Origin of the sequence: Streptomyces sp. ISL-99 (assembly GCF_018614005.1) — a bacterium.
Lineage (GTDB): Bacteria > Actinomycetota > Actinomycetes > Streptomycetales > Streptomycetaceae > Streptomyces > Streptomyces flavidovirens.
On the sequence record NZ_JAGGPC010000052.1, the window covers coordinates 1 to 24836 of the forward strand.

Consider the following 24836-nt stretch of genomic DNA (forward strand, 5'->3'; position numbering starts at 1 on the left):
CCAGCACCAGCTCACCGGCGCCGCCGTCAACCTCATCCGCATCAACGCCTGGCTCACCGACACACCAAGAGCCCGCACCCGCACCAGCCCCCTGACAGCACTCCGCCCCGCCGCATAACGACGGGGCGAAGCAACCAGGCCCGAATTCACCAACAGCATCCCCGAACAGGGGCCGGGCCGCGCGGCTTTTGTCAGTGCGAGCGGTGACAATGGCCGGGTGAGTACGACCAGCCTCCCCGCGCCCGAAAGCTCCGCCCGCCTGCGCGACGCGCTCCTCGCCGCCGACTTCACCGCCGACGGGCTGCTGGAGCTGCTCGGCGCGCCCGCGTACGCCGCGCTCGCCCGCAGCGAGACCGTGCCCGCGCTGCGGGCCACCCGCGGCGGCAGCCCGCTCGAAACGCTCGTGCGGCTCTTCCTGCTCCAGCAGGCCGTGCCGGCCGACCGCGCGGCGGCCGCCCTGCCCCTGGAGCAGTGCCTGGCCGACGGCTGGCTGGTCCGCGAGGGGGCGGACGGGACCGGTGGCGTACGGGCCACTGTGGACGTACGGCCCTACGGCGGCGAGGAGGGCCAGGACTGGTTCATCGTCTCCGATCTCGGCCGCGCGGTCGGCGGCGCCGGTGGCGCGGGCACCCGCGACGAGGGTGTCGTCCTCGGAGTCGGCGGCGCGTCCACCACGCTCGCCGGGAACACCGTCCGTACGCCGGTCTCCAGCGCCCTCGACCTCGGGACCGGGTCCGGCATCCAGGCGCTGCACGCCGCGCAGCACGCCGTGCACGTCACCGCCACCGACCTCAACCCGCGCGCCCTGCACTTCACGCGGCTGACGCTCGGGCTCTCCGGGGCGCCCGAGGCGGACCTGCGTGAGGGCTCGCTCTACGAGCCGGTGGGTGAGGACACGTACGACCTGATCGTTTCCAACCCGCCCTTCGTCATCTCGCCGGGTGCGCGGCTGACGTACCGCGACGGCGGGATGGGCGGGGACGATCTGTGCCGCCTGCTCGTTCAGGGAGCGGGGGACCGGCTGAACGACGGGGGGTACGCGCAGTTCCTCGCCAACTGGCAGCACGTGGAGGGCGAGGAGTGGCAGGAGCGGCTGCGCTCCTGGGTGCCGCGCGGGTGCGACGCGTGGATCGTGCAGCGCGAGGTGCAGGACGTCACGCAGTACGCCGAACTGTGGCTGCGCGACAGCGGCGACCACCGCACCGACCCCGCGGAGTATGCCGCGCGCTACGACGCCTGGCTGGACGAGTTCGAGGCCCGCAAGACCAAGGGCGTCGGCTTCGGCTGGATCACGCTGCGCAAGTCCGGCGCCGACAACCCCTCGATCACCGTCGAGGAGTGGCCGCACCCCGTCGAACAGCCCCTCGGTCCGGTCGTACGGGCCCATTTCGAGCGCCAGGACTACCTGCGGACGCACGACGACGCGGCGCTGCTCGCCGGCCACTTCAGGCTCGCCGACGAGGTCGTGCAGGAGCAGATCGGGCTGCCGGGCGCCGAGGACCCGGAGTACGTGGTGCTCCGCCAGAACCGTGGCATGCGGCGCGCGACGAAGGTCGACACGGTCGGCGCCGGGTTCGCCGGGGTGTCCGACGGGTCGCTCAGCGCGGGACGCATTCTCGACGCCATCGCGCAACTCCTCGGAGAGGACCCGGTGCTGCTGCGTGACCGTACGCCGGAGGCGATCCGGCTGCTGGTCGAGCAGGCATTCCTGGAGCCGCTGGACTGAGCCGCTGGATTGAGCCGCGCTTCTGCCGCCCGCCCGTCGTTCACCAGACGTTCGTATCGAGGTCGCCGGTCGGTGTTCCGCGGGTGCCAGCCTCACCGTCCGGGGAGCCAGGGCGACCGACGGTGAGGGTGAGGGGTACGGGGATGGAGAGCGGGCCGGGGATCTTCGCCGGAGCGGCGTTCACATTGTTCGGGGCCGGGCTGCTGTGGTGGACGGGAGCGCGCACTGTGCGCCGTGCGCCGGTGGCGTACGGAACGAGCCCCGCGATCTCATTCGCGCTGGCCACTTTGTTCGGTGCGGCCTTCGTCGCTCTCGGAGTGTGGTGTTTCGGCCGGATCTGATCGGAAGAGATCCACACGGCATCTGCACGAGGTCTCCAGAGGGGTCCCGCAGAGGCGGTCGGGCGGTCCGGGCGGCAGGAATGCCGGGAGTCGGGTTACCGTTCGAGTGGCCGTTGCGGGCTTTTGCCGTTTGACACGGGGACGGGTTGTACCGTCACACTCCGCAGCGTCACGTAGAGACCACTGAGTGTCGACCGGAGAGAAGAGCCAAGTTGTCCCCGACCAGCGAGACCGCACACGGCGGCCGCCGACTCGTCATCGTCGAGTCGCCCGCCAAGGCGAAGACGATCAAGGGCTACCTCGGCCCTGGTTATGTCGTCGAGGCGAGCGTCGGGCACATCCGCGACCTCCCGAACGGCGCCGCCGAGGTGCCCGACAAGTACACCGGTGAGGTGCGCCGCCTCGGCGTCGACGTACAGAACGACTTCCAGCCGATCTATGTCGTCAATGCCGATAAGAAGTCGCAGGTCAGGAAGCTCAAGGACCTCCTCGCGGAGTCCGACGAACTCTTCCTCGCCACCGATGAGGACCGCGAGGGCGAAGCCATCGCGTGGCACCTCCTGGAAGTCCTGAAGCCCAAGGTCCCGGTCCACCGGATGGTCTTCCACGAGATCACCAAGGACGCGATCCGCGAGGCCGTGTCCAATCCGCGCGACCTGAACAAGCCCATGGTCGATGCCCAGGAGACGCGCCGCATCCTCGACCGCCTCTACGGCTACGAGGTCTCGCCGGTCCTGTGGAAGAAGGTCATGCCCCGGCTGTCCGCCGGCCGTGTCCAGTCCGTCGCCACCCGGCTTGTCGTCGCCCGGGAACGCGAGCGCATCGCTTTTCGTTCTGCTGAGTACTGGGACCTGACCGGCACGTTCTCCACGGGACGCACCGGTGATGCCTCCGACCCGTCCTCTCTGGTCGCCCGCCTGACGACGGTCGACGGCCGGCGTATCGCCCAGGGCCGCGATTTCAACTCCGTGGGACAACTGAAGAGTGACGTCCTTCACCTCGACGAGGCGAACGCCCGCGCCCTGGCCGCCGCCCTCGCCGACTCGCCGTTCGCCGTCCGCTCGGTCGAGTCGAAGCCGTACCGCCGCTCGCCGTACGCCCCGTTCCGTACGACGACCCTCCAGCAGGAGGCCTCGCGCAAGCTGGGCTTCGGCGCCAAGTCGACGATGCAGGTCGCGCAGAAGCTGTACGAGAACGGCTTCATCACGTACATGCGTACGGACTCCACGACGCTCTCCGACACCGCGGTGCAGGCGGCCCGTGCCCAGGTCACGCACCTGTACGGCGCCGAGTACCTGCCGGACAAGCCCCGCACGTACGCCGCGAAGGTCAAGAACGCGCAGGAGGCGCACGAGGCGATCCGCCCCTCCGGCGACCGCTTCCGCACCCCTGCCGAGACGGGCCTGAGCGGCGACCAGTTCCGGCTGTACGAGCTGATCTGGAAGCGCACCGTCGCCTCCCAGATGAAGGATGCCGTCGGGAACAGCGTGACGGTGAAGATCGGCGGCCGGGCGAGCGACGGCCGCGACGCCGAGTTCTCCGCCTCCGGCAAGACGATCACCTTCCACGGCTTCATGAAGGCGTACGTCGAAGGCGCCGACGACCCGAACGCCGAGCTCGACGACCGTGAGCGCAGGCTGCCGCAGGTCGCCCAGGGCGACGCGCTGTCGTCCGAGGAGATCTCGGTCGACGGGCACGCGACCAAGCCGCCTGCCCGTTACACCGAGGCCTCGCTGGTCAAGGAGCTCGAAGAGCGCGAGATCGGCCGCCCGTCGACGTACGCCTCGATCATCGGCACGATCCTCGACCGCGGGTACGTCTTCAAGAAGGGCACGGCGCTCGTGCCGTCCTTCCTGAGCTTCGCCGTGGTCAACCTGCTGGAGAAGCACTTCGGCCGGCTCGTCGACTACGACTTCACGGCGAAGATGGAGGACGACCTCGACCGCATCGCGCGGGGCGAGGCCCAGGCCGTGCCGTGGCTGCGCCGCTTCTACTTCGGTGAGGGCGGCGACGCGGGCACCACGGGCGTCGCTCCGGGAGGCGCGGCGGATGCGGGGAACGGAGACGGCGACCACCTCGGCGGTCTCAAGGAGCTCGTCACCGACCTCGGTGCGATCGACGCCCGCGAGATCTCCTCGTTCCCGGTCGGCGAAGGCATCGTGCTGCGCGTGGGCCGCTACGGCCCGTACATCGAGCGCGGTGAGAAGGACAACGAGAACCACCAGCGCGCCGACGTGCCGGACGACATGGCGCCGGACGAGCTGACCGTCGAGTACGCCGAGGAGCTGCTGGCCAAGCCGAGCGGCGACTTCGAGCTGGGCACCGACCCGGAGACGGGCCGCCAGATCGTGGCGAAGGACGGCCGGTACGGCCCGTACGTCACGGAGATCCTCCCCGAGGGCACTCCGAAGACCGGCAAGAACGCGGTCAAGCCGCGCACGGCCTCGCTCTTCAAGTCGATGTCGCTGGACACGGTGACGCTTGAGGACGCGCTCAAGCTGATGTCGCTGCCGCGCGTCGTCGGTACCGACGCCGAGGGCGTGGAGATCACCGCGCAGAACGGCCGCTACGGCCCGTACCTCAAGAAGGGCACGGACTCGCGCTCCCTGGAGACCGAGGACCAGCTCTTCTCGATCACGCTCGAAGAGGCACTGGCGATCTACGCCCAGCCCAAGCAGCGGGGCCGCGCGGCCGCCAAGCCGCCGCTCAAGGAGCTGGGCACCGACCCGGTCAGCGAGCGTCCGGTGGTCGTGAAGGACGGGCGCTTCGGTCCGTACGTCACGGACGGCGAGACGAACGCGACGCTGCGGACGGACGACAGCGTGGAGGACATCACCCCGGAGCGGGGTTATGAGCTCCTCGCGGAGAAGCGCGCCAAGGGCCCGGCGAAGAAGAAGACCGCCAAGAAGGCCCCGGCGAAGAAGGCTCCGGCGAAGAAGACCGCGGCCAAGAAGACGACCACGGCGAAGAAGACCGCGGCCAAGAAGACGACCACGGCGAAGAAGACCGCGGCCAAGAAGACGACCACGGCGAAGACCGCCGCGGCCAAGAAGACGACGGCCAAGAAGACGACGGCGGCGGCGAAGACCACGACCGCCAAGAAGACCGCGGCCAAGAAGGCGACGGCCTCCAACGCGTCGCCGTCGGCGGCTTCGGAGGAGTAGGCAGCGGGCGGGATTCGCAGCCCCTGGTGCCATTTCGGCGCCGGGGGCTGTTCCCGTGTGGTTCGCGTTTGCTTCCCAGGTGTTTCCCGGGTGAATGTCCGGGCGGGGCTGGGGCAGACGTGTGGAGCAGACGTTTGTTCGGGTGGGACTCCAGGGACCGGCAGGGTCCGGATAGGCTGGGCGGATGACGCGAGCCGAGCAGCCAACGGTCGTGAGCCCCACCTCCGACGCACTAGCCGCAGACTCACGCGAGCGAGCCGTACGAGCCCTGCTGCGCCTTCCTCCGCTCCGGCGGTTGTGGAGCGCACAGCTCGTCGGCAACACCGGCGACGCACTCGCCCTTCTCGTGCTGCTGTTGCTGTCGCTTCAGGCGGCGATCTCGGAAGGGTCGTTCGGCGGTGGTTATCGCGGTGCGGCCTTCGCGGTCGCCGCGGTGTTCGGGGCTCGGATCCTTGCCACCTTCATCTTCGGAGCCCTGCTCCTGGGCCCGGTCTCCACGCTGACCGCGCCATCGGGTCCGCTTGACCGCCGCTGGACGATGATCGGCGCGGACGGGCTGCGGCTCGGCCTCCTCGTCGTCGCACCGCTGTGGATCGTCTGGACCCCGGACAAGGCCCAGGCCGTACTCCTGAGCACCGTCTTCGTCGCCGGCGTCGCCGAGCGCTTCTGGACGGTCGCCAAGGAGGGCGCCGCCCCCGCGCTGCTGCCCGCGCCGCCACCGGAGGGCGCGACGGTACGGCCGTTGCCGGACCACCTGGACGCGCTGCGCAGGCTGTCGCTGCGTACGAGCTTCGTCGCCCTGCCCGCGGCCGCCGCCGTGCTGCTGGCGGCGACCCTGGTCGGCAATCTGCTCGGCTCCGGCATCGACTGGTTCACGCAGCACCAGGCGGCCCTCGGGTCGTACGTCGCCGCGGGCCTCTTCGCCGCGTCCGTATCCACGCTGTACTTCCTGGAGCTGCCCGACGCGCAGACGCCCCGCGCGCGCTCCCCCCTGGAGGGCCTGCGCCGGCCCAAGACCGGCACGGGTGTCGACAAGGGGCGCACCGGCGCGATCCGGCTCATCGTCCTGGCCTGCGCCGCCGTCGCCGGAGCGATCGCCGCCGCGGCGGCCGTCGCCGTACTGCACGCGAAGGACCTCGGCGGCGGCCCCGTCACCTTCACCCTGCTCTTCTTCGCCCTGACCGGCGGCGCGGTCATCGGCATCCGCAGCGCGCAGAAGGTGCTGCCCACGCTGTCGCGGCGCCGCCTGCTGTCGCTCGCGATCGCCCTCACCGGCGTCGCGCTGCTCGCCATGGGCATGGTGCCCGACACGGCGACCGTCCTCATGATCACACTGCTCGCCGGTTTCGCCGCCGGAGTCGCCGCCAACACCGGGCACACGCTGCTCGACCAGGAGACCGAGGACTTCCGGCGGGCGCGCACCACGGAGCACCTCCACGCCGTCGTACGGGTCTGCATCGCCCTCGGCGCGGTCGTGGCCCCGGTGCTCGCCGCCGCGATCGGCCCACACCGCTTGGCCAACGGCAGCTTCGTCTTCGCCCACGGCGGCGCGGCCTTCACGCTCATGCTCGTCGGCGCGCTGCTGCTGCCGGTCGCCGCGCTCGTACTGGCCAAGGCGGACGACCGGCAGGGCGTCTCGCTGCGCCGCGACCTGCGCGAGGCGCTGCGGGGCGGCGAGCCGGACCAGGCGCCCGCCGCGACCGGCTTCTTCATCGCCATAGAGGGCGGCGACGGGGCGGGCAAGTCCACCCAGGTCGAGGCGCTCGCCGAGTGGATCCGCAACAAGGGCCACGAGGTCGTCGTCACGCGCGAGCCCGGCGCCACACCGATCGGCAAGCGGCTGCGGTCGATCCTGCTGGACGTGTCGAGCGCGGGCCTGTCGAACCGTGCGGAGGCGCTGCTGTACGCCGCCGACCGCGCGGAGCATGTCGATTCCGTCGTACGTCCGGCGCTGGAGCGCGGCGCTGTCGTCATCACGGACCGGTACGTCGACTCGTCCGTGGCGTATCAGGGCGCGGGCCGCGATCTGTCGCCGACCGAGATCGCCCGTATCTCGCGCTGGGCGACGGACGGGCTCGTACCGCATCTGACGGTTCTGCTGGACGTCTCGCCGGAGACCGCGCGCGAGCGGTTCACGGAGGCGCCGGACCGGCTGGAGTCGGAGCCGCCGGAGTTCCACGCGCGCGTGCGGCACGGTTTCCTGACGCTGGCCGCCGCCGATCCCGGGCGGTATTTGGTGGTGGACGCCGGTCAGGACCCGGAATCGGTCACCACGGTCGTACGCCACCGTCTGGACCGGATGCTGCCCCTCTCCGACGCCGAGGTGAAGGCGCGGGAGGAGGCGCGGAAGGCAGCCGAGGAGGAGGCGCGGCGCAAGGCCGAGGAGGAGGCCGCGCGCAAGGCCGAGGAGGAGCGGCTGGAGCGCGAGCGGCAGGAGCAGCTCGCGAAGCTCCGCGCCGAGGAGGAGGAGCGCAAGCGCCGCGAGATCGAAGAGGCGCGGCAGCGCGAGGCCGAACGGCAGGCGGAGGAGGCCCGTCGCCGGGCCGAGGAGGCGCGCCGGCTCGCCGAGGAGGAGCGGCTGCGCCGTGAGGCGGAGGAGAAGGCGCGGGCCGCCGAGCAGGAACGGCTGCGCCGGCAGGCCGCTGAAGAGGCCAGGCTGCGGGCGGAGGCGGAGGAACGCCGCCGCGAGAAGCAGCGCAGGGCGGAGGAGGCGTTGCTGCGGGCGGAGGAGGCGCGCCGGCTCGCGGAGTCGGCGGCAGCGGCCTCCGCGGCGGCGTCGGTGGCGGCGGATGCGGCGGGGCCGGCCCCGTCGTCCGATGCTGAGCTGACTGTGCCGACGCCGGTCGTGCGTCCGGACGATGTGACGCAGACGGTGGAGACACCGCGTATCGACATGCGCAAGGAGGAGCCCCCTTCGGCTTCCGCGACCCGTGCGGCGGACGAGACGGCGGTGTTGCCGCCGGTGCGGGACGCGGGGCCGGTACGGGATGCAAGGCCGGTGCGGGACGCGGGGCCGGGCGACGATACGACCGTGCTGCGGCCGGTGCGGGACGCGGGGCCGAAGCCGGCGGACGAGACAGCGGTGCTGCCGCCGGTGCGGGACGTGGCGCCCGCGGACGAGACGACGGTGTTGCCGCCCGTACGGGACGAGCCTTCCGACCGGGTGCCGCCGGGCTTCTTCCGGGACGAGCGGGCCGAGGACGGCGACGAGAGCGACGGCGGCAATGACCGTACGCGCGAGCTGCCGTGGCTGGACCCGGAAGCGGCGCATCCGACGGCGGGCCAGAACGCGCGTGCCTCGCGCCGGCGCTCCGACTGGGCGGAGGAGACGCCGCTCGACGATCTGCCGTCGCTGGCGGACGAGCTGCTGGGCGGCCGGGACGGCAACGAGGACGACGGTGATCGTGGCGATCGCGGCGATCAGTGGGGGCGGGGCGGGCGCCGCTAGGCGTGCGGGTGGGAGGGGCGGGGCCTTGTTCCCCTACCCGCCCCTTCCCGAAACCGGGGCTCCGCCCCGGACCCCGGTCCTCAAACGCCGGACGGGCTGAATTCGTGGCTGGATTCGCTGCCCGGCGGGCGCACCGCACTCGGCGGCTGTCCAGCGCTGCATGGGCGATGGATGTCAGTGGGGTCGACCACAATGGGGTGGTCGGAGTTCAAGAACGCAAGCAACGTAAGCGCACGGCGAAGGCGGTAGCACCATGGCCGTATGGGACGACCTGGTCGGGCAGGGACGGGTACAGGCGCAGCTGGCCGCCGCCGCCCGGGACGCCGACGCGCTCGTGACCGCCGTCGCCGACCGGTCCGGCGCCACCCTCGCCCCCGCCGCGTCGAAGATGACGCACGCCTGGCTCTTCACGGGGCCGCCGGGCTCCGGACGGTCCACCGCCGCCCGCGCTTTCGCCGCCGCGCTGCAGTGCGTCAGCCCGGACCGGGCCCTGGGCGGTGCCCCGGGCTGCGGGTTCTGTGACGGATGCCATACGTCCCTGGTCGGCACGCACGCCGACGTGGAGATCGTCCGTACCGACCAGCTGTCCATCGGCGTGAAGGACACCCGCGAGCTCGTCCGGCGCGCCCAGCTGTCCCCGGCGGGCGGCCGCTGGCAGGTCATCGTCCTGGAGGACGCCGACCGGCTCACCGAAGGCGCCGGCAATGTGCTGCTCAAGGCCATCGAGGAGCCCGCTCCCCGTACGGTCTGGCTCCTGTGCGCACCGTCGCTTGAGGACGTGCTCCCGACCATCCGTTCCCGCTGCCGCCACCTCACCCTCAGTACGCCGTCCGTCGAGGCCGTCGCAGACGTGCTCGTACGACGTGACGGAATCGACCCCGACACCGCCGCGACCGCCGCCCGCGCCACCCAGGGCCACATCGGGCGGGCCCGCAGGCTCGCCACCGACGAGCGTGCGCGGGCACGCCGCGCCGTCGTGCTCAAGCTTCCGCTGCGCGTCGCCGACATCGGCGGTTGCCTCAAGGCTGCCCAGGAGCTCGTTGACGCCGCCGGCGAGGACGCCAAGCAGGTCGCAGAGGAGATCGACGTCAAGGAGACGGACGACCTGAAGGCGGCCCTCGGCGCGTCGTCCGGCGGCCGCATGCCGCGCGGCACGGCGGGCGCGATGAAGGAGCTGGCCGACCGCCAGAAGCGCCGCTCGACCCGTACCCAGCGGGACAGCCTCGATCTCGCGCTGACCGACCTCACAGGCTTCTACCGCGACGTACTCGCGCTCCAGCTCGGCTCGCGGGTCGCCCTCGCCAACGAGGACGTACGGGACTCCCTCGACCGCATCGCGCAGAGCTCGACCCCCGAGCGCACCCTGCGCCGGATAGAGGCGATCATCGCCTGCCGCCAGGCCCTGGACCGCAATGTCGCGCCGCTGCTCGCGGTGGAGGCCATGACGGTGACCCTGCGCGCCGGCTGACCCGCCGTCCCGCCGCTGGGCCCACGGTTGACCGGATCACTCGTACGAGCCGCTCTCCGCACAATCCGTCATCGCCCCACTACGCTCCGAGGATGGACACCAGGCATCTGATCCGGATCTCTGCCACCGCCCTCGCGACTGCCGGTCTGCTCGCCTCCGGCTGCTCGCCGGGAGGTACGTCGCCAAGTGCCTCGGCGTCCGCGCCGCGGCAAACGGTCCCGGCCGCTCTCAAGACGTACTACGCGCAGAAGCTGAGCTGGCGCGCGTGCGGTGCCCCCGGCTTCCAGTGCGCCACGATGAAGGCCCCGCTCGACTACAAGAAGCCGGAGAGGGCCGACATCAAGCTGGCCGTCACCCGGAAGAAGGCCACCGGCCCCGGCAGGCGCCTCGGGTCCCTGCTGGTCAATCCGGGCGGTCCCGGCGGCTCCGCGATCAGCTACGTCCAGTCGTACGCCGCGATCGGCTACCCGGCGCCGGTCCGCGCCCGGTACGACATGGTGGCCGTCGACCCGCGCGGCGTGGCCCGCAGCGAGCCTGTCGAGTGCCTGACGGGCAAGGAGATGGACGCGTACACGCAGGTCGACCAGACCCCCGACGACCAGGGGGAGGCCGGCAAGCTGGTCACGTCCTTCAAGGGATTCGCGGCCGGCTGCGCGAAGCGCTCGGCCGCGATCCTGCCCCACGTCTCCACGGTCGAGGCGGCCCGCGACATGGACATCCTGCGCGCGGTGCTGGGCGACGAGAAGCTGAATTACGTCGGGGCGTCGTACGGAACCTTCCTCGGTGCGACGTACGCCGAACTCTTCCCGGCCCGCGCAGGCCGTCTCGTACTCGACGGTGCGATGGACCCGTCCCTCCCGGCCCGCGACATGAACCGCGACCAGACGGCCGGTTTCGAGACCGCCTTCCAGTCGTTCGCCGCGGACTGCGTCAAGCGCGAGGACTGCCCGCTGGGCACCGGTACGCCGGACGGGGCGGGCAAGCGCCTGAAGGGCCTTTTCGACGAGTTCGATGCCGAGCCGGTCCCCACCGGCGAGAGCCGCCAGCTCGGCGAGTCCCTCGCCACCACGGGCGTGATCGCCGCGATGTACGACGAGTCCGCCTGGACCGAGCTGCGCGAGGCCCTCACCCGCGCGATGGGCGGGGACGGGGCGGCTCTGCTCGCGCTGGCCGACACGTACTACGAGCGCGCCGACGACGGCAGCTACCAGAACCTCATGTACGCCAACGCCGCCGTGAACTGCCTGGACCTGCCGCCCGCCTTCACCGGCCCCGACGAGGTCCGCTCCGCGCTCCCCAACTTCGAGAAGGCGTCCCCGGTCTTCGGCGAGGGCCTCGCCTGGGCCTCCATGAACTGCGCCTACTGGCCGACGAAGGCCACCGGCACCCCGCACCGCATCGAGGCGAAGGGCGCGGCGCCGATCGTCGTGGTCGGCACGACCCGCGACCCGGCGACCCCGTACAAGTGGGCCCGGTCCCTGGCGGGCCAGCTGGAGTCCGGCACCCTCCTGACGTACGACGGCGACGGCCACACGGCGTACGGCCGCGGCAGCGACTGCATCGACACGGCGATCAACACCTACCTCCTGGAGGGCACGCCTCCGAAGGACGGCAAGAAGTGCTCCTGACCGACTCCGACCTGCTCCTGACCGACTCCCGACCGGCTCCTGACCGGCTTCTGACCTGCGCGAAGGCGGCCGGGCGGCGGCTGTTCGGAGCACCCCTCGAAACTGTGTAGACTTGGGCCCGCTGCTGATCGCACCATGGTGTCGGCAGCGGCGCCGCCTTAGCTCAGTTGGCCAGAGCAACGCACTCGTAATGCGTAGGTCTCGGGTTCGAATCCCGAAGGCGGCTCGGATTAACCCCAGGACTCACTCGCCGTGACCTGGGGTTTTTTCATGTCTGGGACATGCCGAGCCGCACGACAGGGATGCCGTGGAAGTGCTTGCGTGAGCGATGCGTGAGCGGAGCGGCTCGGGGTCCTACTTCTCGGGGTTCCGGCGCTTGGCCTTCTTCTTGGTTTTGGCCTGGGCTTTCGTCTTGTCCTTCGGCTTACCTTCGCCCTTGCCGTTCTTCGCGGCCCTCGCCTTCTTGGCAGCCCTCGCGGCCTTGCGGGCTGCCATCTCGGCTTCGACCTTGCGCTGAAGCGGGACCAGCTGGGCGGTGGCCTCGGCGGCATTCTTGCCGACCTGGGGCAGGACGCTCTGGTAAATGTCCCGCGTGATGCGGGTATCACTGTGCCCGAGCGTGTCCGACACGATCTTGATGTCGATGCCGGCGGCGAGCATGAGGGTGGCCGCACCGTGGCGCAGATCGTGCAGCCGGATCGGCGGGAGGCCGGAAGCGGCGACGAGGCGCTCGAAAAGGTCGGTCACCTTGCCCGGGTGGAGCCAGGAACCGTCTTCCTGGGTGAAGACGTGGCCGGTCTCGACCCAGGCCGAACCCCACTCGTCGCGGTCCGCCCCCTGCCGTTCGCGATGCCGCTTCAGGACGTTGACGGTGTCGTCGTCGAGCGCAACCACGCGGTACCCGCTGTCCGTCTTGGGATCGGATGCCTCGATCTCCCAGCCGTCCTGCACCAGTTGGGAGGAGACGGTGAGGGAGTGGGTGTCGAGGTTCGTCTCCGACCACGGCTGCCCGCACGCCTCGCCCCGTCGCAGGCCGCGGAACGCGATCAGGTGCCACATCGCGTACAGCCGGTCCTCGGCGACGAAGTCGAGGAAGGCGCCGGTCTGCTGGGGCGTCCAGACCATCACGGGCGACGGCTTCTCGCCCGCCTGCTCCCACTTGGCGACCCGCTCGTCCGTCCACACGAGCGCCTTCGGCTTGCGTACGGGATCGATCTCGACGTGGGCGGCCGGGTTGAACGTGATGATCTGCTGCCCGATCGCGTCGTTCAGGGCAGCCCGGAGCGTCGCCTTGACGTGCAGGCGCGTGGCGGGTCCGGTCGGGCGGCGGAAGGGCGGCATCTCGTCGATCGCGGCCTTCATCGCCTTACGGCGGGCGCGGTTCTCTACGCCCTTCCAGGGCACGGTCGCCAGCTCGTCGATCGCGGCACGCCGCTGGGCGTTGTCCTCCAGGATCTGGGCGTTGGCGTCGCGGATGTCCGTGAACATCTCGCTGAGGTGGCTGACGCGCAGCCGGTCCAGACGCCGGTTTCCGATGCGCGGCTTCAAGTGCACGCGGACGTCGGTCTCGTAGCGGTTGAGGCCGGACTTGCGTATGCGCTTGCCGGCCAGCCACCGGTCGAGCCACTCGGCCACGGTCAGGCTGCCAATGAGGTCCTGGCCAGCGTTGAGACGCCGCCTCGTCTCCTCGACCTCGGGCAGGGGCGATCGTTCGCGGCTGACCTCGGCCAGCATCTCGGCGATGAGTTCGGTGCCCTCGGGATCGTCCGACTCGGCCAGTCCGAGAAGAGCGCGTACGTGGTCGAGGTCGGCCTGGGCGGCTTTGAGGCTGCCGTACCCGCTGCGGGCGAAGGAGCGGCGGCTGCCGTCCTCGCGGGGCGAGAGTTCCTGGCGTATGGAGTAGGTGCAGTGGTTCCTGCTGTTGCGCTTGGGGCAGGAGGTACCAAGTTCCTTGCCGGTCTTGGGGTCGCGGCAGGAGCAGCGGCGGTAGGTGGAGCCCTTCAAAGATCATTCTCCTCGGTGGTATCGGGATCGGTCCCGGATGAGTCGATTGCGGTGGCCACGTTGGGCCACAGGAACGGAGGCGTGACGCCCTCCTCCCGGATGAACGCGCGGATTCTGCGCAGACGGCTCTCGGCATCGTCGGCCGCCTCGGCGCACGCGCCTGAGAGCGGAGGGCCTCAGCCTTCCGGTCGGCGTTCGGAGCAGTCTCGGCGTGGTAGCGCGCGTACTCCTCGTCGCGTCGCGCGCTTCGCAGTCGCTCCTGGGCAGCGTGGTGGGCCCGAAAGTAGCGGAGCATGTCGTCGTCCGCGCCGAGATCGGTGGTCAGCCACCCGCGCAGGGCGGTCCGCAGCTCGGTCTGCGAGTACGCGCGGGTGTCGTAGGACCACAGCGCTGCTGCGGCTGCCTTCCCGAACTCGATCGGGTCGCGGGTCTTCGGCGGGACCGGGAGGGCGCGAGGATGGGTGTGCGGCGTGAGCGGCCCGGACGGCGACGCGGGCGGGGAGGATGTTGTGGGCGAACTCGGCGGTGGAGCAGGGGTTTCGGATGGGCTCCTGCCGTCGCGGGTGAGGTACGCGGCCAGGCCGGCGAGGGCGACGAGCACCACCAGGACGACGGTGCCGAGCAGCGCCCGGCGGCGCACGCGAGATGCGCCGCCGGGGTTCGAGGAGTGGGAAGGCATCAGTGGACCTGCGTCCCCAGCGTGCTGAAGAACGCGACGACACCATTCGCGGCGCCAAGCAGGAGAGCCGCGCCGGCGCTCACCAGGACGCCCTTCTTCCCGTTTGCCTCCGCCTGATGACCGCCGGAGTGGTGGCCCCAGGCCCACACGCCCGCGCTGACGGCGAGGGCGCCAACCACGGCGACGAGGCCGAAGAGGTTGATCGAGCCCATCACCTGCTTGAGGACGTTAAGGCCCGGCAGGCCCCCTCGTTCGGCTTGATACCGGGATCGTAGGCGAGCTGGATGACCTGGTCGGCGAGATACATTGCGAACTCCAGTTCGATTTACTGCACGCCAAAGCCCGCTGGGGCGAAAGGGCGGTGCGAGGAAGGGGAGAGGGGGGAAGTGCCGGTCAGACGACTCGGCGGGCCGCGAGAATCCGCGGCTTCCAGGACGCGAGGGTCGTGATGCGGACCACGTCGCCGTGCCAGGCCGCTCTCCTGCAGGGCGGTCGCCAGGGCCACGACCTGCCCCCGGGCCGGGATGTTCATCGCGACGCCGGTGGCCTGGATCGTCTTGGCATTGGGCACCTGCTCGGCCGGGCCGTCCAGACCCGGCACGGAGACCGAGCCCTTGTCGCCGCCGTCCAGGATGGCCTTCACCTGAGTGGCGACGGCGGCGGTATCCACAGACTGTGGACCGTCGGTCGAGCAGGAGGCCGAAGCGGTCCCGGCCCCGAAGGCAAGAACCGGAACGGCCAGCAGCAGCGGACCGGACGCGCAGAGACCGAGGACGGCTCCGGTGGTCTTCATCGCCGCCGCCGTTCACCGAGGCGGCGGTGCCGGCCGGGTGACGGCGCAGGATCGGGGCGCGGACGTATCAGGGCATGCTGCATCGCAGCGGCTCCTCGGTGTTCGTAGGAGACGCGGTGCCGACTTCTCGTGCAAAGCCGTCGGCACCGCGCCGATGTGCATCCGCCGCTCGGGCGGGCCCGGGTCAGGGGAGTTGGTAGCTCCCGGACGCCGGTCTCAGGTCATGCGCGGCAGCCAGCCGCGCTCGTAATCTCAGGCAGTACACCGGGGCTCCTGACGGCGTGCGGAAATGCGTGGGCAACGTGCCTTCCGTGCGGCTCGATTGAACGAGGAAACACGGATAAGCACAGGTCAGCGGGGGTGAAGCGAAGCTCTGCCCCGGTGACACGGCGAGACAGTAGACCGGGATTCCGGCCGCACCAAACGACTCCCCGACCCGGACCCGCCGCACGGCCCACCTCGTTAGGCCCGGCCGGAAATCGCCGCTGCCCTCCGGCACAACCCCGCCCCAGTCGACGTTGAGCGCTGTCCGGAGTGGGGCCGGACCCGCTATGCCCCGAAAGAGGCCCTCCACATGAGCTACACGCTGCACGAGGCGACGCCCTGACCGTGCTGAAGTCCCTCCCGGACGAAAGCGTCAACGCCGTGATCACCGACCCGCCGTACAACTCCGGCGGACGGACCAGTTCGGACCGCACCGGCCGCACCGCGCGAGCCAAGTACGTCACCAGCAACTCGGCGCACGACCTCGCCAACTTCCCCGGCGAGAACCGCGATCAGCGCTCGTACCGCTCCTGGCTGACCGAGATGCTGACGGAGTCGTACCGAGCCTCGACCGAGCACGCGGTCGCCATCGTCTTCTCCGACTGGCGCCAGGAGCCGACCACGTCCGACGCCCTGCAGATGGCGGGGTGGACCTGGAGCGGCACGATCCCGTGGATCAAGCCCGCCGGCCGGCCCCGTAAGGGAGGGTTCAAGCAGTCCGCCGAGTTCATCACCTGGGGCGTCAAGGGCAGCCTGGCCGAGGACCGGGACCTGTACCTGCCCGGCCACTTCATTGCCTCCCAGCCCCGCAAGGACCGGGTGCACATCACGCAGAAGCCGGTCGAGATCATGCAGCAGCTCGTGCAGATCTGCCCCGAGGGCGGCACCGTGCTCGACTCCTTCACCGGCAGCGGCTCTACGGGAGTCGCCGCCCTGCGCCAGGGCCGGCAGTTCGTGGGGGTCGAGCTGTCGTCGCACTATGCCGCCGTCGCCGGGCGAAGGCTGCGGGCCGAACTGACTCAGGACGATTTCGTCCTGGCGGGGCCGGAGGAATGAGAATGAGACCAAAAGACCGACCCGGCAGACCACACACCGATGGGCGGTCGGAGCATCGAACCACCGATGCTCCGACCGCCCATCGCCGTATCTATGTTCGTGCGGAGCCCGGCAGCGATTCAGAGAGAGAGCGACCGCTCGATCTTCCAGCGGTGCCGACCGGGCCGCTCACCGGATTCGACGCCCGGGCGGGTGATCCGCGCGACGAGGTTCCGGCCGCGAAGCCACCTGAGGTGCTCGGCGGAGTAGTACGCCTAATAGGCGCCGCGGGTTGGCCGTTAGGCCAGTCCTGGGAGGGGCCGAGTGAGACGTCTGGTCTGTATGCAGCGCCTGGGAGTGCTTCGACAAGAGGGACGCATGCGCGACCCCTGCCGTTTCACATTCGGTCGGCGTACCGTGCCGTGGTTCGAGCCGTCCCCAGGGCCACCTCCCGAACCGCCGGAGCCGTGGAGCTCTTCACGAGAGCGAGGACCCTGGGCTCAGTTGGGGCCACGAATGTGTGCCTGATCCCGAAAGCGACCGACAGGTGCACTGACCGACCGCTCCAGGGGCGTCTCGATCAGCTCGTCCCGGTCCGTGAGGTGACAGGCGCCCCCATGGGGTCCTGCCACCTCACGGACCGCTGTCGACGGCATTGCTGAGATCTCCGCCTCAAGCGCCGGACTCGCCTTCGTGCTCGACACCTTCGGCGCCAGCAGGCCGGAGGGCGTTCAGAGCCGCTCGTGCCTTGGGGGCCTGCAAGGGATTGAAGTGCGGGTTAATGGCAAGGGCCTTGGTGAGTCCGCTCCGGGCGGCGGAGTGGTTGCCAAGGGCGTGCTGGATCATCGCGCGGTGGTAGTGGAAGAGGGCGTTGCGGGTTCCGAGGGCCAGGGCCCGGTCGGACTCGGCGAGGGCTTCTTCGTCTCGGCCGTTGACGTGTAGGGCCCAGGCCAGAGCATCGTGAGAGTCCAGGAAGGGACGGTTCTCCACGCCCTGCCGAGCGATGGCGAGAGCCCGCTCGCGGTCTCCGTGATCGGCTTCGAAGAGTACGGCGTCGGAATCGGGGGTGACGCCGTTGTCGGCGAAGAGCTTCTGCTCGGCTCGGAAGATCTCGTACTGCTGAACTGCTTCCTTGTGGCGACCGAGGGACTGGTAGAGCTCGCCGAGTTGGAGAACGTATTCGGGCAGTGGGAGGCGTTGTACGGCTCGGGTGAGATCAGCGATGGCGGCGTCAGTCTTCCCGAGAGCAGCCTGTGCCCTGGCTTTGATCTGGAGCAGGGAAGTGTAGGAGGGTGCGGTGCGCAGGCCCGCCTCGGCCTCGCTGAGTGCCGTGGCCGGGTCTCCGTTGTTGAAGGCGATTTCGCTGAGGTAGTAGCGCGCGAATGCCTGGTCGGTGGGACCACTGGCGCTCTTCAGAGCTCGTCGCATTTCGGTGCGGGCGGTTACGGTGTCGCCGCGCAGCTCGGCGGCGTAGGAGGCGCGGGCCAGCGATGGCGTGCCGGGTTTGAGGTCGACCATCTTCTGCACGGCGTCAGCGGCATCGGAGTAGCGGCCGAGCTGGGTGTATGCGTCGGCGAGGGTCCCGTACAGGAAGGAGCTGTACGGATTGAGGGCGATGGCCCGCTTGCTCCAGTCCAGCGCTCGGGTGAAGTTGTGGCGGGCCGCCTCCAGCGCGGCCATGCCGCCCATCGCCGTGTAGTTGTCCGCCGTGTCCAGCGCCAGCGAGCGCTCAAGGACCTCTTCGGCCTTGGGGTAGTACGTCGGGTCTCCGGTCGTTTTGACCTGCTGAACATAGTTCAGCCCGAGCGTGCCCAGCGTGACAGGGTCCTTCGGGGTACGGCGCAGGCGCTCCTGGAGCGCGGTGATCTCCGCCGTCATGGGGTCCCTGCCGGTGGGCGGGCCGGTGGCCGGCTCCCCGCTGCGGGGGTTGTGCGCGGATGGCCAGGGAGCCAGACCAAGGCCTCCGGCGAGGAACAGAGCCAGGCCGAGGGTGGTGACGACCGCGGCGGAGAGCAGGGTACGTCGGGGCTGCGGAAGCCGACGGAGGCGCATGGTCCAATTCCCGTTCCGGTGGGGATGGGTGGGTTCGGTCAGTCGGCGTCCTCGAGCGTCGCGTAGACGACGAGGTTGTGGCTGTACTCGCCCCGCTTGCGGTCGTAGGAGCCGCCGCAGGTGATGAGCCGCAGGGCCGGCGGGCCGGTGGTCGCGTAGACCTGGCTGTCGGGAAGCGAGTCTTTGTCGTACTGCCGCAGGGCCTGGACGGTGAACGCGACGGTGCTGCGGTCGTCACGGCGTACGGAGATTTGGTCGCCCGGACGGAGAGAGGACAGACCGTGGAAGGCGCCGGGGCCGGTGGTCGAGTCGACGTGGCCGACGACGACCGCCGCGCCCGGGTCGCCCGGTCGCGGGCCGTCGCTCCACCAGCCGACCTCGGCGGGGTCCTGGGGTACGCCGAGGCGGCCGTCCTGCTGCACCCGCAAGCCGGTGAGGGGCTTGTCGAGTGCGATGCGGCCGATGCGTATGCGTATCGGAGGGGCGGCGGATTCGGTGGTGGCGGCCGTGTCTCCCGAGCCCGGCTGGGCGGGCAGGGTGCCTATGTCGACGTACGCCGGCTTCCCGCTCGGGGCCGCGATCAGCGCCGTGGTGCCGGCCGCAGCCAGGGATATGCCGACGGCCAGGGCCGCGGACGCGACGTTTCGGCCGCGGCGGGTGAGTAGCAGGGGGCGCCGCGGTCGCCCACCCTGCCGTGCGGCGGGCGGGCGACCTGTGGTGGCGGGGCCGGTCATGCCTGACCGGCACGCCGCCGGCGCAGGGCCAGAACTCCGGCACAGGCCAGGAGGGTGCCGCCGCCGACGGCCGTGACGGCCACAACGGGGAAGCCGTCGCCGAAGGCGGTGCCACCGAAGCCCGCACCGACGCCTCCGTCGGGGTGGAGGGCGTCGGCCTGGTTGACGGCCGCGGTGTTGGGCAGTGCGACGTACGGGAAGGTGTCACCGGGCTGGCGGTACGGGGCGTCCACGCGGTCGCCCGCAGCCAGCGCGGGCACGATCTTGCCGGTCTGCGCGGCGCCTTCGAGAGCCTGGAGTTCGATGTCGACGACGTCGTCGTTGAGGCGGCGGCCGTTGGGGAAGCCCGCCAGGTCCTTGCCGAGAACGCCGAGGCGGTTGGGCTTGGCGGTGGGCGGGACGGACATGTTCAGCCGCAGCTCTTCGGCCGGTACGAACTTGGACTTGTCGACATCGGCGTTGAGCTTCTGCGAGTTCAGGTCGGCCTTGATGGGGCCGCACTCCTTGCAGATGCCGGTGAGGAAGATCTCGACCAGGTCGTTGCGCGGCGTGGCGGGTGCGGGAATGCCGTAGATGCTCTCCACGAGCTTGGGCACGATCGGGGCCTTGACCTTGTCCACGACCGGAGTGACCGTGTTGTCCTTGTCCGGAGTGAGCGCGTTGAACGCGTCCTTGAACTTGAGGGGCACGACGACCTCGTTGACCAGCGGGTTGCCGAGGCGCGAGACCTGACGCCAGCCCCCTTCGCCGCCCTTGTCGGGTGCGCCCTGGTCCGTTCCCTTGCCGTCCTCGGCCGGGGTGTTCTCGCTGCCCTTGCTGCCCGCGCCGGCGACGTCTGTCCCCTTGCGGTCGGTGGTGGACCACACGCCGATCACGGGGTTGCGGGTGGCGTCTCCCTTGAGGGCCACGTCCTTCTTGGGCACCTGGATGGCGATGGTGTTCACGTTGTACCCGGCGAGGGTGTTGTGACCGGTCTCCGAGAGATCGCCTCCGTAGAGCAGATCGAAGATCCGCAGGTCCAGGAAGAACGAGTCGGACGCCTGCCCCGAGAACGTCTGCCCGCCGTTCGGCAGCGGTACGACGGCCTCCTTGCGCAGCGAGGCGTAGTCGGGCATCGACGCCTTGCCCACGTTCGAAGGAGCCGCCGGGGCGTCCTTGAGCAGCGTCTTGGTGTTTCCGGCGGCGTCGGTGACCGTCAGGTCGTACGTCTGGCGGAAGTTCAGCGTCTCGTCGTTCAGGGACTTGACGACGCCGGTGTTGTACAGGAACTGGTTCTCGTCGTCCCGGATGTGATCGGTGAACTTCCAGGTGTAGGTGGTGTCGGGCTTGCCGTCCCCGTCGCCGTCGATCTTGATGTTGTAGCGGGCGTCGTTGGCGAAGGGGTAGAAGTTCGGCCCGCCGTTGGGCTCCTCGAACGGGATCCAGTTCGCCACCAGGGTGACCGTGTCGGGTTTGTCTGGGCTGGTGAAGGCGTAGACGTCGGTGTTGTCGGCCTTCGGGTCACCCGCGATCAGCGGTGCCTCGCGGTGACTGGAGGCGGAGCCGGTGGACGGCGTGAGGCCGGTGAGAGCGGCTGCGGTCACCAGGGACAACGTGCCGACAGTGGCCAGGGTGCGTTCAGCCCGGCGGGCCGGGTGCTTTCGTCGTGACAGGCGGGAGGAGTGCATGGGCCATCCGTTTCCGGTGAGAGCCGCGGCCCTCCTGCTGGCTGGAGGCGGAGCGGCTGAGGGCTGGGGGTGCTCGAAGCGCCACATGGGCCCACGCCTGGTCTCGCACTGCGCGGCGATATCCATGGGCTAAAAGTCCCATAATGTGACGTTGGGCTATCCACAGAGCACCACGTGTAGGAAGTGCCCGCAACGACGCTTGAGCCGAATGAGGCTCAGGCGTCAGCCAATTCGTAGGCCGATCCGATGGCCGTGATGAGCCGTGCGGGTGATGGGTCCTCCCAGCCGGCGCACGCGGCTGGCTACGGGGTACGAGTGTGGTCGCCGTCCTGCGACGTCACCCTTCTCGGACGGACCACCCCACTCGTCAGCGGGCGCTGCGCCAAGAACACGGGCGGGCGTCCTCCTGTGCCCCCTTGCCGGAGGCGAAAAGGATGAACTCCCTTCCCAGGCGCGCCCACGGACGTATGGCTCACCGTGATGTCGCTTGGCGCGCGGCTGCGGTGACCGCAGCCGTTCTGTGGCTGTCCGGGGTGGTCGCACCCGCCGCCCAGGCCCACCCGCTCGGCAACTTCTCCATCAACCAGTACGCCGGATTCACCCTCCACCCCGACCGGGTCGACGTACTGGCGGTCACCGACACAGCCGAGATCCCTACCCTCCAGGCCGCACCGGCGGTGGACACCAACGGCGACAGCAAGCAGAGCGGCAGCGAGCGCGCGGCGTGGGCTACTACCCAGTGCGCCACGACAGCCGAAAAGCTCGCAGTCACCACCCCGCGGCTCCTGTCCTGGAAGGTGGCATCGGCTACGTTCCACTACCGGCCCGGACAGGGTGGCTTGCGCACCGGCCGCCTGGAGTGCCGGCTCCATGCACCGCTGGACCTGACGGGCGGCCCGGTGACGCTGCGGGTCGACACCGGCACGGACCCCGACCGGGTCGGCTGGCACGAGATCACCGCGAAGGGGGTCGGGACTCACCTTCAGCACTCCACCGTGCCGGAAACCTCAGCCACCCGAGAACTCCGCACCTACCCACGCGACCTGCTCGCCACCCCACTCGGAGACACCAAGGCACAATTCACCGCCCACATGGGTGACCAGGCATCAGGCACTCATGGCACCACGCCCGAGGCGGGACTCGGCGACGGCCTCACCGCCCGCGTCGAAGCACTGTCCCAGCACCTGACATCGCTCACCGGCACCCAGAACCTCACCCTCACCATCGGCCTGCTGGCTGTACTTCTGTCGCTCATCCTGGGAGCCGGCCACGCGCTGCTGCCAGGCCACGGCAAGACCGTCATGGCCGCCTACCTCGCAGGTCGGCGCGGCAGCGTCCGCGACGCCATTACCGTCGGCGCCACCGTGACCGTCACCCACACCGCCGGGGTCATCGTCATCGGCCTTTGCCTCACCACCTTCTCTTCGCTCGCGGGCGACACCGTGCTCAACTGGCTCGGAGTCGTCAGCGGCGCACTGGTTGCCCTGGTCGGGGCCGCTCTGCTCACTGAAGCCGTGCGCCGCTCCCGCCGAGATCCACGGGCCGCCACCAGCGGCGCCCGACCGGCCGACGCGTCACCACCCGCGCTGGTCGGTGCGAGCACCGCCCCCGTCATGACGCAGAGCCCGCACGGTCACACTCATGATCACGCGCACAGGCCTCACGAAGGGGCCGCGCAAGAGAACACCCACGGCCACACCCACGACCACGTGCTCGGAAAGCCTCACCGCCACGGACTGTTCGGACACCATCACACGTACGCCCACGGGCCGGCCACCGATGACGCGCAGCCGTTCACCACTCGCGGCCTGATCGGCCTGGGTGTCGCAGGCGGCCTGGTGCCGAGCCCGTCCGCGCTGGTGGTACTTCTCGGCGCCATCGCCCTGGGGCGGACCGCCTTCGGAGCCGCACTCGTCCTCGCGTACGGCCTCGGCATGGCCGCCACGCTCACTGCCGTGGGGGTCCTCCTCGTCAGACTCGGCGACCGTGTGGGCAAGCTCGCCGACCGCCCGGCACTCGTCCTCGTACGCCGGATCGCTCCGCACACCGCGCTCCTGACGGCCGCGCTCGTCCTCATCGTCGGCCTCGGTCTGATGGCCCGCAGCCTGCCACCCCTCCTGTAAAGAAAAGCCCGGAGCTCACATGAACTACCGTCAGATCGCCCTCCGCGCGGCCCTGCCGACCGCCCTTGCCCTGAGCGGCTGCGCGCCGTCGCCCAGCGGTTCCCTGGATGCACAAACGGCCACGCCATCCCCCGAATGCCGTGTACATCAGACCGAGGAACCCGGCGCCCGGTACACCGCGGGCTCCCGCGCCGACACAGATTCCATCCTGGAGATGATGCGTTACTACACCGCCAACGGAACGAAGCCCTTCTGCGACGGCAAGGGCGCCACCAGCACCGACCGTCACTGGATGGACCTCTACTCCAAACTCGGTGGCGAACGCGGCCGCGTACCCGGGCATGACCTACAGGCTCAATGAACCAACCTTTGCGGATCCTCCAGCGAGGCTCACGACTTGCTAGTAGGGCTTGGTCAGGTTGGTTCGCGTGCGGGTATGTCGCGGTGACAGGTGGGGCAGGCGCCGGCCCAGGTCGCCAGGAGGGTCCGGAGTTCTCGGATGACTTGGTAGAGGGTCAGGCCGGCGCCGTGTCTTTTGGGGCTCTGGCCAGCCGCTGGAGGGTGCAGAAGGCGTGGGCGGCGGAGACGAGGGTGACGTGGTGGTGCCAGCCTCTCCAGGTGCGGCCTTCGAAGTGGGCAAGTCCCAGGGCCTGCTTCATCTCACGGTAGTCGTGCTCGATCCGCCAGCGCAGTTTCGCCAGCCTGACGAGGGTGGTCAGGGGCGTGTCCTCGGGCAGGTTCGAGAACCAGAACTGCACCGGCTCCGGCCTCGGGTTGCGTCCAGGGAAGTGGTGTACGGGTTCGACCTGATCCGGGGGTTTGCTCCGGCATCGGGATGGTGCCCGCATAGACGAACGGCCACCGGCTGATCTTTCAAGACGACCAAGTCTTTGAAGGAGATCAGCACGATGACCGCACCAGACAGTGTGCCCCTGCACGCCCTCGCGGAAGACAATCTCGCCGCGGCGAGTCCCGATCTGCTGCGCGTGATGGTCAAGACGTTCGCCGACGCGCTCATGTCCGCGGAGGCCGATGCTCTCTGCAACGCCGAATACGGGCAGGTCAGCGACGAACGCGTCAACCACCGCAACGGCTACCGCCCACGCGAGTGGGACACCCGCGCCGGTACCGTCGAACTCGCCGTCCCCAAATTGAGGCAGGGCAGTTACTTCCCGCACTGGCTTCTCGAACGCAGGCGGCGGGCCGAGCAGGCCCTCATCTCGGTCGTCGCCACCGCCTACCTGCTGGGCGTCTCCACCCGCAGGGTCGAGAAGCTCGCCGAGTCCCTCGGCGTCACCCAGCTGTCGAAGTCCCAGGTCAGCGCGATGGCCAAGCACCTGGACGAGCAGGTCGCCGCCTTCCGCAACCGGCCGCTGGACGCCGGCCCGTATGCGTTCGTCTGGGTCGACGCACTGACCCAGAAGGTCCGTGAGGGCGGCCGCATCATCAACGTCCACGCGCTGATCGCGGTCGGCGTCAATGCGGACGGACACCGGGAGATCCTCGGCATCGACGTCGCCACGGCCGAGGACGGTGCGGGCTGGCTCGCCTTCCTGCGCTCGCTGACCGCCCGGGGCCTGTCCGGTGTCCAGCTGGTCGTCTCCGACGCTCACACCGGCCTGGTGAACGCGATCGGCGCGGTCCTGCCGGGCGCCTCGTGGCAGCGATGCCGCACGCATTACGCCCGTAATCTGCTGAGCCAGGTCCCCA

General features: G+C 70.1%; 14 protein-coding genes, 1 tRNA gene and 4 pseudogenes. 10 read left to right on the forward strand and 9 right to left on the reverse strand.

Going from position 1 to position 24836, the window contains the following annotated elements:
• Positions 1-217: 217 nt before the first annotated feature.
• Positions 218-1726, forward strand: coding sequence for a methyltransferase (locus tag J7E91_RS29090; RefSeq protein ID WP_214909648.1), 1509 nt, complete (start codon positions 218-220; stop codon positions 1724-1726).
• 40 nt (positions 1727-1766) lie between these two features.
• On the opposite strand, the gene J7E91_RS37405 is transcribed toward J7E91_RS29090, so the two are convergent.
• Positions 1767-2012, reverse strand: coding sequence for a hypothetical protein (locus tag J7E91_RS37405; RefSeq protein WP_214909651.1), 246 nt, complete (start codon positions 2010-2012; stop codon positions 1767-1769).
• 267 nt (positions 2013-2279) lie between these two features.
• Between J7E91_RS37405 and topA the strand changes: the two genes are divergently transcribed.
• From topA to J7E91_RS29120, 5 genes are all read left to right on the forward strand, one after another.
• Positions 2280-5231, forward strand: a complete 2952-nt coding sequence (topA, locus tag J7E91_RS29100) for a type I DNA topoisomerase (protein WP_214909653.1) — start codon at positions 2280-2282, stop codon at positions 5229-5231.
• A 184-nt stretch (positions 5232-5415) separates the two neighbouring features.
• Positions 5416-8679, forward strand: a complete 3264-nt coding sequence (gene tmk, locus J7E91_RS29105) for a dTMP kinase (RefSeq protein ID WP_214909656.1) — start codon at positions 5416-5418, stop codon at positions 8677-8679.
• Between the two features lie 253 nt (positions 8680-8932).
• A complete protein-coding gene (locus J7E91_RS29110) occupies positions 8933-10147 on the forward strand; it encodes a DNA polymerase III subunit delta' (RefSeq protein WP_214909657.1) in 1215 nt (404 codons plus the stop codon).
• Between the two features lie 92 nt (positions 10148-10239).
• Positions 10240-11775: an alpha/beta hydrolase gene (locus J7E91_RS29115; protein WP_214909658.1), complete on the forward strand. Its 1536-nt coding sequence runs from the start codon at positions 10240-10242 to the stop codon at positions 11773-11775.
• A gap of 152 nt (positions 11776-11927) precedes the next feature.
• Positions 11928-12001: transfer RNA gene (locus J7E91_RS29120), tRNA-Thr, on the forward strand.
• Positions 12002-12129: 128 nt separating this feature from the next.
• Here the strand turns inward: J7E91_RS29120 and J7E91_RS29125 are convergent.
• From J7E91_RS29125 to J7E91_RS29135, 4 genes and pseudogenes are all read right to left on the reverse strand, one after another.
• On the reverse strand, positions 12130-13779 hold the full coding sequence (locus tag J7E91_RS29125) for a site-specific integrase (RefSeq protein WP_214909659.1): 1650 nt from the start codon (positions 13777-13779) through the stop codon (positions 12130-12132).
• Positions 13776-14458, reverse strand: a pseudogene (locus J7E91_RS37115) (hypothetical protein). The gene J7E91_RS29125 and the pseudogene J7E91_RS37115 overlap by 4 nt, the downstream one beginning before the upstream one ends.
• Positions 14458-14765, reverse strand: a pseudogene (locus J7E91_RS29130) (DUF6112 family protein). The pseudogenes J7E91_RS37115 and J7E91_RS29130 overlap by 1 nt, the downstream one beginning before the upstream one ends.
• A gap of 162 nt (positions 14766-14927) precedes the next feature.
• Positions 14928-15251: pseudogene (locus J7E91_RS29135) on the reverse strand (hypothetical protein); the annotation flags it as partial.
• 574 nt (positions 15252-15825) lie between these two features.
• On the opposite strand from J7E91_RS29135, the pseudogene J7E91_RS29140 reads away from it, so the two are divergent.
• Positions 15826-16571, forward strand: a pseudogene (locus tag J7E91_RS29140) (site-specific DNA-methyltransferase).
• A gap of 651 nt (positions 16572-17222) precedes the next feature.
• Here the strand turns inward: J7E91_RS29140 and J7E91_RS29145 are convergent.
• From J7E91_RS29145 to J7E91_RS29155, 3 genes are read right to left on the reverse strand one after another with little or no spacing between them, the layout of a single operon-like run.
• A complete protein-coding gene (locus tag J7E91_RS29145; protein WP_214909661.1) occupies positions 17223-18602 on the reverse strand; it encodes a lipopolysaccharide assembly protein LapB in 1380 nt (459 codons plus the stop codon).
• A gap of 38 nt (positions 18603-18640) precedes the next feature.
• Positions 18641-19336 carry a class F sortase gene (locus tag J7E91_RS29150; RefSeq protein ID WP_214909662.1) on the reverse strand — a complete coding sequence of 232 codons (696 nt, stop codon included), beginning with the start codon at positions 19334-19336 and terminating at the stop codon, positions 18641-18643.
• Positions 19333-21003, reverse strand: a complete 1671-nt coding sequence (locus J7E91_RS29155) for a DUF4331 domain-containing protein (protein ID WP_214909664.1) — start codon at positions 21001-21003, stop codon at positions 19333-19335. Before J7E91_RS29155 ends, J7E91_RS29150 begins: the two co-directional genes overlap by 4 nt.
• 503 nt (positions 21004-21506) lie before the next feature.
• Between J7E91_RS29155 and J7E91_RS29160 the strand changes: the two genes are divergently transcribed.
• Positions 21507-23126, forward strand: coding sequence for a sulfite exporter TauE/SafE family protein (locus J7E91_RS29160; RefSeq protein WP_308377464.1), 1620 nt, complete (start codon positions 21507-21509; stop codon positions 23124-23126).
• A 19-nt stretch (positions 23127-23145) separates the two neighbouring features.
• Positions 23146-23487, forward strand: a complete 342-nt coding sequence (locus tag J7E91_RS29165; protein ID WP_214909666.1) for a hypothetical protein — start codon at positions 23146-23148, stop codon at positions 23485-23487.
• A gap of 154 nt (positions 23488-23641) precedes the next feature.
• On the opposite strand, the gene J7E91_RS29170 is transcribed toward J7E91_RS29165, so the two are convergent.
• Complete coding sequence (locus tag J7E91_RS29170; RefSeq protein ID WP_374224794.1) at positions 23642-23974, reverse strand: transposase; 333 nt, start codon at positions 23972-23974, stop codon at positions 23642-23644.
• Positions 23975-24034: 60 nt separating this feature from the next.
• Between J7E91_RS29170 and J7E91_RS29175 the strand changes: the two genes are divergently transcribed.
• On the forward strand, positions 24035-24836 hold an 802-nt coding region (locus J7E91_RS29175; protein WP_214909667.1), incomplete at its 3' end, for an IS256 family transposase.

What these genes read in the sequence shown, in the direction of transcription:
- tmk (WP_214909656.1), top strand. Translation starts at nt 5,416, where the DNA reads ATGACGCGAGCCGAGCAGCCAACGGTCGTGAGCCCCACCTCCGACGCA.
- J7E91_RS29110 (WP_214909657.1), top strand. Translation starts at nt 8,933, where the DNA reads ATGGCCGTATGGGACGACCTGGTCGGGCAGGGACGGGTACAGGCGCAG.
- J7E91_RS29115 (WP_214909658.1), top strand. Translation starts at nt 10,240, where the DNA reads ATGGACACCAGGCATCTGATCCGGATCTCTGCCACCGCCCTCGCGACT.
- J7E91_RS29145 (WP_214909661.1), bottom strand. Translation starts at nt 18,602, where the DNA reads ATGCGCCTCCGTCGGCTTCCGCAGCCCCGACGTACCCTGCTCTCCGCC.
- J7E91_RS29150 (WP_214909662.1), bottom strand. Translation starts at nt 19,336, where the DNA reads ATGACCGGCCCCGCCACCACAGGTCGCCCGCCCGCCGCACGGCAGGGT.
- J7E91_RS29155 (WP_214909664.1), bottom strand. Translation starts at nt 21,003, where the DNA reads ATGCACTCCTCCCGCCTGTCACGACGAAAGCACCCGGCCCGCCGGGCT.
- J7E91_RS29165 (WP_214909666.1), top strand. Translation starts at nt 23,146, where the DNA reads ATGAACTACCGTCAGATCGCCCTCCGCGCGGCCCTGCCGACCGCCCTT.
- J7E91_RS29170 (WP_374224794.1), bottom strand. Translation starts at nt 23,974, where the DNA reads ATGCGGGCACCATCCCGATGCCGGAGCAAACCCCCGGATCAGGTCGAA.